The organism is Anaerostipes caccae L1-92 (genome assembly GCF_014467075.1).
Lineage (GTDB): Bacteria > Bacillota > Clostridia > Lachnospirales > Lachnospiraceae > Anaerostipes > Anaerostipes caccae.
In genome coordinates this window covers 2,166,793-2,182,936 of record NZ_AP023027.1, presented here as the reverse complement: position 1 = coordinate 2,182,936, position 16,144 = coordinate 2,166,793, and the positions used below count along the sequence as shown (strand labels likewise).

Genomic DNA, 16,144 nt, shown 5'->3' with positions numbered 1-16,144 from the left:
CAAAATTAATTTATTAGGGCGCTCTAAGCCGGACAGCCGGTTTAGGGCTTTTCTTACATCACCGCAGAAAGAAGAGGTACAAAAGTATGACACAGTTTTCAGAAAGAATCTTAAACACCCCCGCATCCTTTATCAGGGAAATATTAAAAGTTATCCAGCAGGATGACATCATCTCCTTTGCAGGAGGACTGCCTAATCCGGTTTCCTTTCCGAAGGAAGAACTTAAACAGTCTATGGAACGGGTTATAGACCAATTTGGTGACGAGGTTTTCCAGTATTCCAGCACGGAAGGCTACCGGCCGCTCAGGGAATGGGTGGCAGAGAGATACCGGGACGAATACGGGATGGATGTACAGGCAGACGATGTGCTGATTACGACAGGGTCGCAGCAGGCGTTGGATCTGATGGGAAAGGTGCTGATCAATCCCGGTGACGCGCTTGCGATCGAAGAACCCGGCTATTTGGGGGCGATTCAGGCGTTTACCGTATTTGAACCAGATTTCTGTCCGGTGCCTCTTCTGGACGACGGGATCGATCTGGACAGACTGGAGCAGATCCTGGAGGAGAGGAATGTAAAACTTTTATATACGGTTCCGAATTTTCAGAATCCAACCGGACTTACATATTCTGTGGAGAAAAGAAAAGCACTGTGTGCTCTTTTAAACCGTTATTCTGCCTATTTGATCGAGGATGATCCGTATGGACAGCTGAAGTTTGAGGGAGAAGTGCTTCCCTATATCGGATCGTTCGGCCTGAAAAAGAGTGTGCTCTTCGGGACGATCTCAAAGATTATCACACCGGGAATGAGACTTGGATGGATCTGCACGAAAGACAGAGAACTGATGCAGCATCTTGTGACCGCAAAGCAGGCAGCTGATCTGCACAGCAATATTTTTGCTCAGTATGCAGTGTACGATTATCTCATGAACCATGAATTAAATGAACACATCGGCAAAATCAAAACCCTTTATAAAGAGCAGAGCGATGCTATGCTTCAGGCGATGAAAGATTTCTTTCCGGACACTGTTACCTACACCATGCCGAAGGGAGGCATGTTTGTATGGGGATCTCTTCCGGAAGGCGAGTCATCCCTCGAATTGTTCGACCGTGCGATGAAAGAAAAGGTCGCTTTTGTGCCGGGAAATCCATTTTATGTGGATGATCAGAAGCCGGTGCCTACATTCCGCTTAAATTATACGAATTCAGAGCCGGAGGTGATCCGGGAGGGCATCCGCCGGCTCGGCAGACTGATGGAGAGCTATTAATCTGACTCGAATTTGATTTCATAGTGGATCACCAGAGTCAGAAAAGATCTCAAAAGGATGACAGCTCCAAGCATATAAAGTTCGTTCATGTTTTTCGTGATGACGGTCCTGAGTATTTCACCTCCCAGCTTAAACTCCAGGGCAAAAGCCAGAATTTTGGCCAATTCCAGCTTGATCTCCCTTCCCTCTGTGGTAAATCCTGCCCGGAGATACTGGAGAAAAGCTTTGATACAGCCAAAGACGATGACAAAGATCCCGAAAAGTTCCAGGAGGTGGATGCAGAGCATCACAGTTTCTGTTAAAAGATGATCAGGCATATTGCTGTACGCTTTCTGTGTTTTCATAACATAGCTTCATTTTATCGTCTGCATATTTGTAAGATTTCATTCAGATATAGTATGACATTTTCTACACGATTTCCGTTCAGCTCTTAGAATGCCTCACTCCAATCGTGTAGAAAATGGACATATTATTTGCTGGAGCAGGCTGCTTAGAAATCAAAGGTGCCACCTGCGATAGTTTTTCTCCACTATTTCCGTCACGCTTTGAAATGCGTTCCTCCAATAGTGCTAAAAAACTATCGTTGGACGGTTCCATGTGTTTGGTGGATACTTATCCAGTAGATATTACGTCCATTTTGACCAGTTTGGAGGCCTTGCATTCGAAGAGATGTTAGTTTTTCTTCTTTCAGAAAAGGCTCGGAGGTGGTGTGCAAAGCACAGTGAGGCCGCCCCCGCGCCAGCGAGTTCCGAACGGGCCACCGCAGAGACTTTACTGAAAGTTAGAAAATCTTACATCTCTGAGACAGCAAGCCGGAAAACTGGTCAAAATGTCATACCAAAGGGCACACTGTATTTCATACTCTTCGGGTGGCGCGCTCTGCGCGATAAGGTATACTGATTTCCCAACCTATAAAATTGATAATTGCATACAAACCGTGGGAAATAGCCATTTGAAGGTGTATTGGAGAAAAATGTGAGAAAATTGATGACGGTTGGGAAATATTTAGAGAAACGTTGATTTTATCAGGAAAACTGGCTATAATGAAATGGAAGAATGGCTTAAAAGCGTTGGATAAACAGTAACAAGAGTTGTATTGAAATAACATCATTCACCTCTATGTTTCCAGACAGAGTTCAGATAAACAGTAACAAGAGTTGTATTGAAATTTTCCATAAACGGCTCCCGCATCCGCAAGGACATCGATAAACAGTAACAGAAATAAGATATACCCTGATAGTTAGGCACAGAAAAGTAGTCAATGTTTAACTGCCAGGGTATTTTTCTGTATGTCATGACATTTTTACCAGTTCTGCGGCTTGCTGTCTCAGGAAGGTAAGATTTTCCAACTTTCAGCAAAGTCTCTCCAGCGGCCCGTTGGAAGGAACTTAATGAGCAGGAGCCGCAGGCGAAGTGCAAATTTGGTGAATCGAACCTCCCCTCCTTGCCTCTGAACCTTTTCTGAAAGAAGTAAACGAACCTTGCTTCTAATGCAATGCCTACGAACTGGTAAAAATGGACATAATGTCTGATGGATAAGTATTCTCTGAATAAAAAAAGCTATTCAACGATCGTTTGATAAGTATTTATCCAGTAGATATTACGTCCATTTTCTACACGATTTCCATTCGGCTCTTAGAATGTCTCACTACAATCATGTGGAAAATGTAATACCCTTCGGGTGGACGCGCTCCGCCCAATAAGGTATAATAAAACTACTATAATGAAAAGGCAGGACATGAAAATGAATCAAAGAAAAAACAGCGGTGCAGCTGTATTGCTGTATAATTTAGACGGTTCCGAGCGGGCAAGAAAGATAAAGTTTATCCTGGTCCGCATGGGTGTACGGATAAAAAATATAAAAAAAGAAGATTATCTGAAACCGATCGGGGCACTGGCAGGAGTTCCCGGCATCGAACCGGGCGGCAGCTGCTATGACGGTCCGGGATTCACAGAAGAGATGCTTGTCATGAAAGGCTTCACAGGCCGCCAGATTGATGAGATGATTATGAGTTTTCGAAAAGAGAAGCTTAAAAAGATAAATTTAAAGGCCGTTCTGACGGATACAAACCAGACTTGGGACTCTATGACTCTATATGAGAATCTCAGGGATGAACATGAAGAAATGTCCGGGCAGTGATCGAATCTGGGGAGTTATGCAATGAAAATCAGAAACTATTATAGGGATCTTGGGAAATCGACAGCGATTTTATCGGTTAAGCAGGGGCTGACATTAGTCATCCCCTTTTTAATCCTGGGTTCCTTTGCACTTTTATTTAAGAGTTTTCCATATCCGCCGTATCAGGAATTTATAACCGCTTTCCTGGGAGGGCGGATTTTGAATATTTTGGATGCAGTATATACGATTACGCTTGGTTCCCTTGCTCTGCTTCTCACTGTGACGATCAGCCTGTCTTTCGGCAGAATGTCGGAGTCCAATGAGGCATTTTACTATGCAGTTACGGCCTTGGTATCCTATATGGCCTTCTGCGGGGGTATCATGGAGAATGAAGAGTATATTTTCGGGCCGGAATGGGTTTTTACGGCTATGTGTATCACGATGCTGTCCTGTGCGCTGTTCCGGCTGAGTGTCAGGGCGGCAAGGAAGTTTGAGGCGATGCATACGGTGGGAGCAGAGTATTTGTTCAACTTATCCATCCTGAATCTGCTGCCGATCGTTATAATTACCCTTTTGTTCGCTGGAGCCGGCGTACTGCTGAGGGAGTGGACGGGAGCAAGCAATATCACAAATTTCGGTTCGTTTTTGTCTATGAAGGCATTTCGTCATTTGTCAGGGAACCTGTCAGGGGCCCTGCTGTATGTTTTCTTTTCTCATGTTCTCTGGTTTTTTGGAATCCATGGGACGAATACTCTGGATGCAGTGGCAAAGAGACTGTTTGAACCTGGAGTATCTGTCAATCAGACGCTGATCGCAGCGGGGAAAATGCCTACGGAGATCTACTCCAAGTCTTTTATGGATATTTTTGTGTTTATCGGCGGATGCGGGGCGGCTCTCTGTCTTATTACGGCACTCCTTATAGCGGCGAAAAAGAGTCATAATCGTAAGCTCGGTAAGGTCGCGGGGATTTCCGTCCTCTTTAATATCAGTGAGATCGCTATTTTTGGATTTCCGGTGATTTTTAATCCGGTTATGTTTGTGCCGTTTATTCTGACGCCTCTTGTGTTTGTGCTTACAAGTACTTTTGCGATGACGATGGGACTGGTGCCGTATGTGACCAGATCGGTAGAATGGACAGTACCCGTTATTTTCAGCGGCTATGAGGCAACGGGATCTGTAGCAGGAAGTGTTCTGCAGATTGTGAATCTGCTGATCGGCACATTGATCTATATTCCGTTTATCAGATACAGTGAAGAGAAGCAGACGAGAAATTTTAAAGAGGAAGTCCGGCAAATGACAGAGGATATGGATCAGGGAGATGAGTCAGGCCGCAGACCGATCCTCCTTTCCGATGATTACATCCACAGCTATGCCGCAAAAACTCTGGCATACGATCTGAAGAATGAACTGGAGAGAGGATGCCTTACCCTTCACTATCAGGTGCAGATGTCGGCTGACGGGGGCATCTATGGTGCGGAGGCCCTGCTTCGATGGAATCACCCGGTGGCAGGATATATTGCTCCGCCCCTGATTATCCAGCTGGCTTCAGAGAGCGGTCAGCTTCAGGCTTTGGGGAATTTTATCCTGGAAAAAGCCTGTACGGATATACAAAAAATGAACCGTGTGTCGGACCAGAGTCTGAGGGTTTCAGTCAACATCTCCCCGAGCCAGCTGGAGCAGAAGGACTGGAGCAGACATGTGCTGGATCTCTTGTCACACTATGACTTTGGGAAAAAACAGATGGTCTTTGAATTCACGGAACGGGTATTTTTGGACCACTCAGAAAAGGTGACCGGAGAACTGGAAAATATCAGGCGAAACGGCATCGAAATCAGCATGGACGATTTCGGCATGGGACATGGGTCTATGGTATATCTTCAGGACTATTTTTTCGAGGAAGTGAAGCTGGACGGCAGACTTGTCAGACAGCTTGTGGACAATGAGAGATCCAGAAATATTGTCTCCGGCATCGTGGATATGGCACAGACGCTGAAGTTTCATGTAGTCGCAGAATTTGTAGAGACAGAGGAACAGAGAGACTTGCTGAAAGAAATGGGATGCAAAGTCTTCCAGGGTTATTATTACGGCAGGCCGGTCCCGCCGGAGGAATTTATTAAGACTTATCTTTAACAGTCCGAAAAGGAGTGAGAGATGTGCAGCAGATGATTACAGTCCTGGACTTTGACGATCTGTACGATAAGGAAGAGTTTTATCAATCAGCTCCTCATCAGCGGATCAACCTGAGAGAAGTTCCGGGGACCAACGGATATTGTGAGGATACTGCGGCGGAGACGATCAGAGAGAGAATCAGGGCAGGAAAGCCATCTCATATTTATTTTCTCGGTTCGGGAAATTACCACTATGTCTCCTTTCTTCTGCAGAAAGAGATATGCAGGGATTTTACGCTGGTGCTGTTTGACTGCCACACGGATCTTCAGAAGCCGCTGTTTCCTGAACTTTTATCCTGCGGATGCTGGGTGCGGAGGGCCATGGATGAGATGGAACATCTGAAAAAAGTAATCCTGATCGGTACTTCGGCCGCATATCTGCGGGAGGTGGAGCCGAGATACAGAAATCACATGGCGGCAGTGCCGGAGGAAGAAGCTGTATCCCCGGATTTTGACTGGAAGACATGGCTTCAGAGAGAGATCCGGACGGATGTCTATCTGTCTTTGGACAAGGATGTGCTGAGCCTGAGCGAGCTGTCTACAAACTGGGACCAGGGCAGCATGACCACAGGGCAGGTATGCAGAATATGTACTATGATTGCGCAGGACAGAAACATCTTAGGGGCCGATATCTGCGGAGAATATCAGGGCGGCCTGTTGTCTGGCAGAAGAGAGATCATGCAGAGTGACCGTGTCAACAAAGAAGTTTTGGAATGTCTGGACGGGATGATGCCCCTTCCCGATGATCCTCAGAGGTAAAAAATCATTATTTACACAGAAAAGGGGATAGGTGCAATGAAGAGAAGGAAGATGATAAGGTGCTGTGCGGCGGTGCTTATCTGTATGCTGGTACTGTGCGGGTGCAGCAGCAAACATACGGTCATGAATGAAGAAGCAGATTCTGAAGATGTCACGACGATTACGTTTTTCGGAAACAAATATGAGCCTGAAAATGTCAAAGTGATCGAGGAGATTATTTCAGGCTTTATGAAGGAAAATCCTGATATCAGAGTATCATATGAGAGCCTGAAAGGGACACAATACTTTGAAGCCCTGGAAAAACGGATGGAAACAGGGAAGGGCGACGATGTTTTCATGGTCAATCATGATATCCTTCTGAAACTGAAGGCGAAAGGACAGGCTGCAGACCTGTCAGGCCTTCGCACGATTCCGGACTATACAGATCAAATGCTGACTCAGATGAAAGATGAAGGAAAGATCTATTGGGTTCCGACTACGGTATCTGCATTTGGGCTCTACTGCAATGAAGATCTTTTGAAAAAACATAAGCAAAAGACCCCGGGAAATTTAAAAGAATGGGAAAGTGTGTGTAGCTATTTTACGAAAAAGGGGATCACTCCGGTCATCTGCAACAATGATATCTCTTTAAAAACGCTGGCTGTCGGCAGAGGCTTCTATTCCGTCTATCAGCAAAATAACCAGAAACAGGTGTTTGAAAACCTGAATAATGGGAAAGAGAAGCTGAGCCGATATCTGACTCCGGGATTTGATCTGGCGCAGAGCCTGATCCAACAGGGGTATATAGATCCTGGCAAGTCTCTGAAGACTGAAAAAACTTCAGATGACCTTGAGGAATTTGCCAAAGGGAAATCTCCGTTTATGCTCACAGGCGCATGGGCAGCAGGAAGAGTAAAGACGATGAACCCGGATCTGAAATTCAGTGTCAGCCCTCTTCCTCTGCTGGAAAAAGGCTCGATGCTGGTCGTAAACGCAGACACGCGTTTAAGTGTGAATGCAGACAGCCGTCATGTAAAAGCTGCTGAAATGTTCGTGGAATACTTTACTCAGGCTGAAAATATCCAAAAATTTTCGGACCAGCAGTGCTCATTCAGCCCGCTGAAAGGGGGAAAACCGTCTTCCGTAGAAGAAATACGTCCCCTGCTGTCCTGCTATAAGGACGGTAAAACAGTGATCGGTACAGACAGTATGCTCAAACTGCCGATTTGGAACCTGACAGCGGAGGCATCGAAACAGATTCTTTCAGGAAAGCCGGTGAGATCCGTCATGAACCGTATGGACCGGCAGGCAGAAAAAGAGAGGAAAGTACAGTGATGAAAAAAAGAGACTCCGGAAATATAAAGAGGAAGATTGCTCTTGCCGCAGTTATCATTGGCATCATTTTAAGCTTTTTGACATTCTCTTTTGTAAGGGGAGTAAAAAAGCAGCTGTGGGAACAGTCCATCAGCACTATAAGAGAGAGTACTCAGCAAGGATTAAATACTCTGAAAGTACAGCTGCGCAATGAGTATGATTCTATGAGCATGATGACAGGCTATTTAAAGAAGTTTTCAAAGACGGAGAAGGGGAAACTGAGGGAGGCGCTGGAAAGCTATGCACGCGCGGATAAAGGAATCAGCCTGTATCTCCCCGACGGGAGCTGTTTTTCCACAGAAACAGAACCGGATGCGCACGTACAAAAAGTGCTGGATAAGACGACAAAAAGAAACGGTATCATTGAACCTCATATCAGCAGTGTGACCGGTGTCAATGTATTTCACCTGTTTGTGAGAGTGGAATTAAAGGACGGCACCGCGGGCTATTTGGTCAAAGAATATGAGGTGGAGAATATTGCCGACAGTTTCAGCCTGTCTTTTTATCATGATACCGGTTTTTCCTACGTGGTCCATAAGAACGGGGATGTCCTGATCCGGTCTCCTCATATAAACAGCAACAAAACGATGAAAAATCTCTTTGATATGCTGCCAAAAGCGCAAAACGATTCGGAGAGTCTTAAGCGCTTTGCCGATTCACTGAAACAGCAGAAGACGGGGTGGGCAGTTTTAAATTATCAGGGAAAGGATACGGTTTTTTGTTATGCTCCTCTGAAGCTTGAGACAGACTGGTATGTTATGTCTATTATTCCGAAGGACGTGGTGACTGCCCAGACCGGAGTAATTCTGAGACGTTCCATGGAATTGATCGGAAGTATCCTGGCAGGTATCTTTCTCTTAGTATTTTCTTATTACTGGTACGCAAATAAAACAAATAAAAAACTTTCAAACCAGGCAGATTACATAGGACATTTATATAATGCCGTTCCGGAAGGAATTGCACTTATATCTGTAGACAAACCATATCGGTTTCTGCAGCTGAACCGGCAGGGAATGCAGCTTTTGAAGTATACGGAAGGTGATGTTGAGGACACAGTTCTCGGTGAGCCGATAGAGAATCTGATTCATCCGGACGATTATGACAGGCTTGTGAAGATGATTGAAACTGCCGATACAGATGGCCGGAAAAGTACATTTGAGTTCCGCGTTCAAAGGGCGGGAGGAGAATATTTCTGGGTTTCCGGTATTCTGGAAAGAACATTTGATGAAAATGGAGAACCGGTTTTTGTTGCCGCCTTTCATGATGTTACAGAGGAAAAGCTGGCAGAACAGGAAGCAGAGAGGGAAATACTGCAGGAACGCATCACACTGGTAGGCGCAATTTCCAACGCCTATCCGGTGATTATCAGCATCAATCTGACAGAGGATACACTGAATTTTATTTACGTAAAACCGGGCCTGATGATTGGCCTGGGGCAGCAGAAATCTTACAGCAGACTGTTTCAGGACATGGCTCTGACGGTACACCCGGAACATGCTGATGAGTTTCGGCATCGTTTTGGAACGGAGTATCTTACAGAAACGCTGGGGCATGAAAAGGATGAGGTTTTCCTTGAAGTCAGGCAGAAACTCACAGACGGCAGATATCACTGGATCTCGACTCAGATTATCAATGTGGATAATCCATATTCAAATGATAAGCTGGCAATTCTTATTTCGCGGCGCACAGATGAACAGCGCTATGAGGAAGAACAGCAGCGCCAGGCCCTCCAGACTGCTTTGGACAATGCAAATGCGGCGAATAAAGCCAAGGGACAATTTTTATCCAACATGAGCCATGATATCCGTACGCCGATGAATGCCATCATAGGAATGTCGGCGATAGCATCGGCACACTTAGACGACCGTGAGCGGATCATGGAATGTCTTGGAAAGATCAATCTTTCAGGGAAGCATCTTTTAAGTCTGATCAATGATATTTTGGACATGTCTAAGATCGAGAGCGGAAAACTGTCTCTCAGGAAAGAACCGTTTAATTTGGCTGAGCTGATTACGGATACGGTCGAGCTGATCCGGCCGCAGGCGGATTCCAGAAGGATCAGAGTGAAGGTCCGGCTGAGATCTCTTAAAAATGAAAATGTAATCGGAGATCCTCTTCGTATCCGGCAGGTCTGCATTAATATTTTAAGCAATGCTGTCAAATATACGCCTGAAGGAGGAAAAATTGATATTCAGGTCCGGCAGGAGGACAGTGTCCGCAGAGAGTATCAAAATTTTATCTTCTGCTGTTCAGATACAGGAATCGGTATGGACAGGCAGTTTCTCAAAAAGCTGTTTCATCCTTTTGAGAGGGCATCGGATTCTACGAGCAGCAAAATGACCGGAACGGGTCTCGGAATGGCCATTACAAAAAATATCATAGACTTAATGAGCGGTGACATACAGGTAGAGAGCAGTCCCGGAAAGGGATCTGTCTTCACAGTGACTCTTCCGCTGAAACTGCAGGATGTGTCTCAGGATGAAACTCCGCCAAAATGGATTGGGATTCACAGCCTTGTGGTGGACGATGACAGGGAGATATGTGAGAACGCTGCACAGCTTCTTGAGAGCATGGGCCTCAGGGCCTCATTTGTCACTGACGGAGAGACAGCCGTCAAGTATGCTGCAGAGGCAAAGGATGCCTCTGACCCGGTTGAACTTGCACTCATCGACTGGAAAATGCCCGGGATGGACGGTGTGGAAACAGCCCGCCGCATCCGGAAGGAGACAGGACCGGATATCCCGGTGATCATTTTGACTGCCTATGACTGGACGGACATCGAAAGCGAGGCCAGGGCAGCAGGAGTCACAGCCTTTTTGTCCAAACCATTTTATTGTTCTAAGATCTGTTATCTGCTGAAAGAACTGGACGGTGACGCAGAACCTTTGGAGCAGAAACGTTTTGGTGATAAGCCCGATTATACCGGAAAGAGAATCCTGATTGCAGAGGATAACGACCTGAACAGAGAAATATCCAGAACTATGGTCACAGAAATGGGAATACAGGCGGAGGAAGCGGTTGACGGCGGGGAGGCTGTGAAGAAAGTCGCGCAGTCCCCGGAAGGTTATTATGATCTGATTCTAATGGATATCCAGATGCCTGTGATGAACGGTTATGAAGCATCCAGGGCAATTCGTGCACTGGACCGGGAAGATGTAACATCTCTGCCTATTATTGCAATGACCGCGGACGCGTTTGAAGAGGATGTGAGAAATGCAAAGCGGGCAGGCATGGACCGGCATTTTGCGAAACCGATCGACGTGAAAGCGTTTGAACAGATGCTGTATGAATACCTTCTGGGAAATCCTTAGGTTGTAACCCTATTCTTTTCTGCATATACATAGTGCAGACAAGAATAGAGGATGAAGCGGATGAACAAAACAAAAAGAAGCTTTTGGCTGGTTTGCACAGTATTTTTCCTTGGGCTCTTGGTCACAGCCGAGAGTTTGGCTGTTGAAAGGATTCTAAGGCGGAACGAAGCCATCGCAGAAGAAAAGGCATATCAGGAATACCGAAATACCGGATGTAAAAACGGAAGACCGGATCCGCTGATACAAGGGGAGATCAAGGGAGCCCCGGTGCCGGATGAATATATACCATTTGTAAATTATTCGGATTCCTGGAATGAGGCGAGGAATTTTGGCGGAGACAGGCACCACGAGGGCACGGATATTATGTCCGGTACGGTTTCAAAGAAGAGAGGGGAAATACCTGTGCTCAGTATGTCTGACGGAGTCGTTGAGCAGATTGGGTGGCTGAAGCTTGGGGGCTATCGTGTCGGTATCCGTTCTCCGAAGGGTGTTTATTTTTATTATGCGCATCTTTACAGTTATGCTCCCGGAATCAGACGGGGAACAAAGATCCGTGCGGGAGATGTGATCGGATATATGGGAGATTCAGGGTATGGAGAGAAAGAAGGAACCGTGGGAAAATTCCCGGTACATCTGCACCTTGGCATATATCGGAAAGACACAAAATATGGGGAATACAGTGTGAATCCTTATAAATTTCTGCAGGCAGTATTAAAAAGAAGAATGAAATAAATATTTCATAGGCTATGTCATTTTCTTTTGGTGAGCTTTCTGTTAAAATGTAGTAAAAGTATGTTTATTTTTATGGGGTTAGATCAAGGAAATAAAATTATCCGGAAAGGGGGGATCCGATTATGAGTGCCAAAAGAAATCAGAGAGTCCAGAGAGAAGATGTACTGACTTATTCTCCGGTTCTAAAGTATATGGTGATCTTTTTTACTGCTGCTATGTTTATAGTCTTGGTGGGAGGTATCTTTATATCCGCACAGAGGATGAAAAAAGATGCCAGAGCCGCGCATAAGAGCGTGGAGACTCAGGTTACCAACAGAGTGAATGAGTCTTTGAAACTGCTGGAATCACTGGCAGTACAGCCGGAATATTATGATCCCTCGCTCCCTCCTCTGAAAAAGGTTGAAAAGCTGGACAGAATTACAGAAAAGTATGGATATATGATGATCTGTTATGTAGACGCTGATATGAACGTTTACACGATAGGTGAGGAGCCGGCCAGCCTGGCCAGCAGGGATTACATGCAGCAGTTGTTTTCAACAGGGAAACCACAGGTGACAGACAGCTTTTTAGCCGGTGCAGACGGGGTCACGCTGAATTATACGGTGGCGTATCCGCTGAAAAAAGGGAATAAAATAACCGGATGCCTATTTTGTGCCATCTATTTTGACGATGTCGTGGATATCCTTAAGAAGGCCGTGGAGACCAGTGACGCTCAGGCAGTCCTGATCGGTTCCAAAGGACAGATCATGTCTTCTACGAGTAATCTGCAGTATGGAGAACCGTATATGGATTATGTGAGAGAAGCCCATAATATCGGTGTGACGGCAGACCAGCTGGAAACAGAACTGCTTGCCAAAACGCCGGGAACTTACTGGAGTTACAGAGACGGGAATCTATATTACACGATGTATAATAACATAGAAAATACCGATTGGGATATTCTTACTACCATCGACTTCTGGTCTATATACAGGACAATTATTTCAGGATTTTTAGTGATTGTAGCGCTGATGGCGGTACTCTGTTCTGTCATATTTTTCTTGGTGAAGCGTTTTATCAGCAAACAAAAAGAAGTGGTGGATATGCTCGTGCAGTCTATTCAGGAACTGGAGGAAAAGATCTACCAGGATGAGCGTCCGGATAATATGGATTTCAGGGAGATCATACGGCTTACCAGCAACGGCCTTTCCGACGGCCTTACCGGCGTTGTCACGAGAAGTGTATTTTTAAAGCAGGCTCAGGCCCAGCTTGATAAGATTCCAGGAGACAAAATCACTGTACTATGTTTTGTAGATTTGGATAATCTGAAGAAATTAAATGACACCTACGGACATAAAACGGGGGATACGGCATTAAAGAGTATAGGGTACATCCTGCGCGAATATGAAAAAAAATATGATGGTGTTGTGGGACGATATGGAGGAGATGAATTTGTAATGCTCCTTACAGATATCGACGATGAAGATGAGCTTAGAAGTGTATTGGAATCTCTTGTTCTCAGACTTCACTCAGATATCGGAACGAAGGGAGAGTCTCTGCCGATCCAATGCAGCGTAGGGGTGGCAGTGAGACAGCAGGGAAGCAGTTTGGAACAGATGATAGCCAATGCAGATGAGGCGCTGTATTTTGTAAAACAAAATGGCAAAGGATATTATAAAATTTATCAGGATTGAGGAAACGTATGAAAGTTATGAAAAAAAAGACGCTTCTGTTCTGCACCGTGACAGTTTTGTGTATCCTTATGCTTTCGGTGGGAACAGGAAGGATCATACAGGATCATTATTCCGGGCAGAGAAAAAAAGAAGTTAGCCGTCTTCTGAAAATGTATAAGGATAATTTGACACTGGTTATTCGGGATCAGCTGAATTATGCTGCAGAAACAGTGAAGGCGGAGCCGGATATTTTAAATCATGAAGCGTGGTTTCAGAGACGTGCCAAAAATCTTGCAGAGCAGGAGGGAGTAGAAAAGATCCTTTTATTTAAAGGGGATAAGGTTCTGAGTTCTTTTTCTGCGGATGGAAATGAGAAAGATAAAGGAAAAGATCTGAGGGACTTTTCATATATTTATACGATGGCTAAAGTTGTGAAAGAACCGGTGGTGGAAGGACCTGTTAAATTAAACAAAGATGGGGAAAAGGAAGTTTTTTTGTTTATCCAGCCTTTGCTGAAAGGACAAGTTTACGAGGGAGAAGTTGTGGCTGTCCTGGATAAAGAGTTTGTCATCCGCAGACTAAATTTAAAACGTCTGTGTGATCTGGGCTATGAGTATCACCTGTGGAAAGTGAACAGTCAGGACGGAAGCAAGGATGTAGTGGCCTATTCCGACAGGAATCTCGATTATTCCTACGCGTCTAAAATAGAGATTTATCTGCCGACCCGATGGACACTGAGCATTATGCCGAAAGACGGATGGATTTCAAAGAAAACGGAGACCGGCATCATGGGAACATCAGTTTTTCTCGGAGTGCTGCTGTCTGTATTATTTATGAGTGTGTTTGTCCTTGCACTTCGCGTCAGGTATTTTAAAAATCTCAGTATTTATGACGAAAAGACAGGACTGTATAACAGGGAGGGATTCGTTAGGGAAGTCCAGTGGTGGATGGTGTCTGAGCCCTGTGTTTTTTCCATGTTTTATTTTTCCATCGAGGAGTACAGCCGAGTGGAATTAATGGCAGGGTTTTTAAAAGAGAATGAATATTTGGCGAGTGTTCCGGCTGTTTTAGACGAATACATAAAAAGTCCTTATGTGTCGGGCCGGATCGCAGGGGGGAAATTTGCGGTAGCGGTAAAAGAAGAAATGACAGATGAGGAAAGACTGGATTTTGCCAAAGGTCTTTCTTTGAAACTTATGTGGAAGATCCGGATTCGCGGGGAGAAACTTTTTTTAAGTGCAAATTATCAGACTGCGGTTTACCCGAAGGACGGCAACAGCGCGGAGGATCTTTTAAATAAGCTGATCACAGACCACTATATGAGACTTTATGTGGAATCCCCCGCAGAAGACTTGACGGAAAAGTGCCGCCTGCTTGCTGCAGGAAGGACAGATGTGGAGTTCAGTGAGTATGCGGATTATCAGCTGACGGAACTTTCTAAAGCACTGAATCAGTACAGAAAAAGTGTGGAACAGATTGCCTACTTTGACCCGGTATATCATATAGGAAACCGAATGAAGTATTTAAAAGATGTGGATATGCTGATATCTTATGATGCCAAGAGGTATTTTAGAGTTTACAGTATGGATATTCGTTCTTTCAGCAAATACAATGAATTATTCAGCGTTTCAACGGGAGATGCCCTGCTGATGGAGATAACCAGGAGACTTGAACATATCTTCGGCAATAACTTATACAGGATTAACGGAGACGTTTTCATAGGAATTTCTTTTGAAGCGGATAAGGACAAAGATCATAAAGTCGGCAGGATCCGGAATGCCTTTCAGAGTCCGATTGTGGTAGAAGATTCCACCTTTACCCTGGATGTTCTGATCGGCATATGTGATTATCCTCTTCATGCAAAAACATCGGAAAAATTGCTGGAAAGCGTCCAGATGGCAGTCAATTATGCTAAAACTTCAGGAGCGGGTATGGCCAATAACGTCATTTTATACGATGATAAGCTGCTGGAAGTGCGCCGGGAAGAAGCGAGGATTGTCAGGCTGCTGGAAACGAGTCTTAAAGAAAAAACTCTGGAGGTGTGGTACCAGCCTCTTTATCATCTTAAAAGAGAACGGTTTACAGGTACAGAAGCACTGGTGAGGCTGCCCGACGGAAACGGCGGATATGTTCCGGCAGGACAGGTTATCGAGATTGCGGAGAAGAATGGTCTGGTCGGACAGGTAGGGGAGTACGTGATACACAGAGCCTGTACTTTCATGATGGAAAAGGGGAAAAAACTTGGGATTGAATCTATGGGAATCAACCTGTCAGTACAGCAGCTTCTTGTGGAAAATAGTGTTCCTTCAATCATAGGCCATATAAAAAAGACAGGTCTTGATCCGAAATGCATTACATTTGAGATTACAGAGACGGTCCTGATCCAGTCGATAGAACTTGCAAAAGGGATTTTAGATGAACTTTCGTCATACGGTGTCCGCATAGCTCTGGACGATTTCGGCATCGGATACAGCAGCCTGAATTATCTGCTGAATCTTCCGGTCAATGTCCTGAAGTTTGACCGGTCCATGACCAAGAAGAGTGTGGATTCGGAAAAACAATATGCATTGCTGAAAGCAATGATTCAAATGGCGGATATCAACCAAATGGATGTGGTGGCAGAGGGGGTAGAAACGGAAGAAGAATGGAAGATGCTGACTTCAACCAGTGCTTCTTATATTCAGGGATTCTATTATTCGAAACCTCTGCCGGAGGAAAAGCTGATGCAGTTTTTGAGGGATAATAATCATATAGAAAATGTGAAACAATGAGGGGATTGGCAGGT

The 16,144-nt window shown here is 45.1% G+C and carries 10 protein-coding genes; 9 read left to right on the top strand and 1 reads right to left on the bottom strand.

Going from position 1 to position 16,144, the window contains the following annotated elements; all coding sequences use genetic code 11:
- The first annotated feature begins 86 nt into the window (after positions 1 to 86).
- On the top strand, positions 87 to 1,265 hold the full coding sequence (locus ANCC_RS10670; RefSeq protein ID WP_006565753.1) for an aminotransferase-like domain-containing protein: 1,179 nt from the start codon (positions 87 to 89) through the stop codon (positions 1,263 to 1,265).
- On the opposite strand, the gene ANCC_RS10665 is transcribed toward ANCC_RS10670, so the two are convergent.
- Positions 1,262 to 1,609 carry a DUF1622 domain-containing protein gene (locus ANCC_RS10665; RefSeq protein WP_006565752.1) on the bottom strand — a complete coding sequence of 116 codons (348 nt, stop codon included), beginning with the start codon at positions 1,607 to 1,609 and terminating at the stop codon, positions 1,262 to 1,264. The two genes, ANCC_RS10670 and ANCC_RS10665, sit on opposite strands and share 4 nt — an antisense overlap.
- Before the next feature lie 1,400 nt (positions 1,610 to 3,009).
- Here ANCC_RS10665 and ANCC_RS10660 point away from each other — a divergent pair.
- The 8 genes from ANCC_RS10660 to ANCC_RS10625 all read left to right on the top strand — a co-directional run bounded on the left by ANCC_RS10660 (position 3,010) and on the right by ANCC_RS10625 (position 16,130).
- Positions 3,010 to 3,405 carry a DUF3783 domain-containing protein gene (locus ANCC_RS10660; protein ID WP_009289400.1) on the top strand — a complete coding sequence of 132 codons (396 nt, stop codon included), beginning with the start codon at positions 3,010 to 3,012 and terminating at the stop codon, positions 3,403 to 3,405.
- Positions 3,406 to 3,426: 21 nt separating this feature from the next.
- The gene (locus ANCC_RS10655; protein ID WP_006566605.1) at positions 3,427 to 5,514 is read left to right on the top strand and encodes an EAL domain-containing protein; all 2,088 of its coding nucleotides are present in this window, start codon (positions 3,427 to 3,429) and stop codon (positions 5,512 to 5,514) included.
- A 32-nt stretch (positions 5,515 to 5,546) separates the two neighbouring features.
- A complete protein-coding gene (locus ANCC_RS10650) occupies positions 5,547 to 6,311 on the top strand; it encodes an arginase family protein (RefSeq protein ID WP_006566606.1) in 765 nt (254 codons plus the stop codon).
- Between the two features lie 36 nt (positions 6,312 to 6,347).
- Complete coding sequence (locus tag ANCC_RS10645) at positions 6,348 to 7,625, top strand: ABC transporter substrate-binding protein (protein WP_039946533.1); 1,278 nt, start codon at positions 6,348 to 6,350, stop codon at positions 7,623 to 7,625.
- On the top strand, positions 7,625 to 10,975 hold the full coding sequence (locus ANCC_RS10640; protein ID WP_006566608.1) for a response regulator: 3,351 nt from the start codon (positions 7,625 to 7,627) through the stop codon (positions 10,973 to 10,975). Before ANCC_RS10645 ends, ANCC_RS10640 begins: the two co-directional genes overlap by 1 nt.
- A gap of 60 nt (positions 10,976 to 11,035) precedes the next feature.
- Positions 11,036 to 11,707, top strand: coding sequence for a M23 family metallopeptidase (locus tag ANCC_RS10635; RefSeq protein ID WP_156340478.1), 672 nt, complete (start codon positions 11,036 to 11,038; stop codon positions 11,705 to 11,707).
- A 122-nt stretch (positions 11,708 to 11,829) separates the two neighbouring features.
- A complete protein-coding gene (locus ANCC_RS10630) occupies positions 11,830 to 13,380 on the top strand; it encodes a sensor domain-containing diguanylate cyclase (protein WP_006566610.1) in 1,551 nt (516 codons plus the stop codon).
- Between the two features lie 8 nt (positions 13,381 to 13,388).
- Entirely contained in the window at positions 13,389 to 16,130 is a 2,742-nt protein-coding gene (locus ANCC_RS10625; RefSeq protein ID WP_156340480.1) for a bifunctional diguanylate cyclase/phosphodiesterase, read from the top strand.
- The last annotated feature ends 14 nt before the right edge of the window (positions 16,131 to 16,144 follow it).

Coding starts and splice junctions, on each gene's coding strand:
- ANCC_RS10640 (WP_006566608.1), top strand. CDS start 7,625: ATGAAAAAAAGAGACTCCGGAAATATAAAGAGGAAGATTGCTCTTGCC.
- ANCC_RS10645 (WP_039946533.1), top strand. CDS start 6,348: ATGAAGAGAAGGAAGATGATAAGGTGCTGTGCGGCGGTGCTTATCTGT.
- ANCC_RS10670 (WP_006565753.1), top strand. CDS start 87: ATGACACAGTTTTCAGAAAGAATCTTAAACACCCCCGCATCCTTTATC.
- ANCC_RS10635 (WP_156340478.1), top strand. CDS start 11,036: ATGAACAAAACAAAAAGAAGCTTTTGGCTGGTTTGCACAGTATTTTTC.
- ANCC_RS10630 (WP_006566610.1), top strand. CDS start 11,830: ATGAGTGCCAAAAGAAATCAGAGAGTCCAGAGAGAAGATGTACTGACT.
- ANCC_RS10625 (WP_156340480.1), top strand. CDS start 13,389: ATGAAAGTTATGAAAAAAAAGACGCTTCTGTTCTGCACCGTGACAGTT.
- ANCC_RS10660 (WP_009289400.1), top strand. CDS start 3,010: ATGAATCAAAGAAAAAACAGCGGTGCAGCTGTATTGCTGTATAATTTA.
- ANCC_RS10665 (WP_006565752.1), bottom strand. CDS start 1,609: ATGAAAACACAGAAAGCGTACAGCAATATGCCTGATCATCTTTTAACA.
- ANCC_RS10650 (WP_006566606.1), top strand. CDS start 5,547: ATGATTACAGTCCTGGACTTTGACGATCTGTACGATAAGGAAGAGTTT.
- ANCC_RS10655 (WP_006566605.1), top strand. CDS start 3,427: ATGAAAATCAGAAACTATTATAGGGATCTTGGGAAATCGACAGCGATT.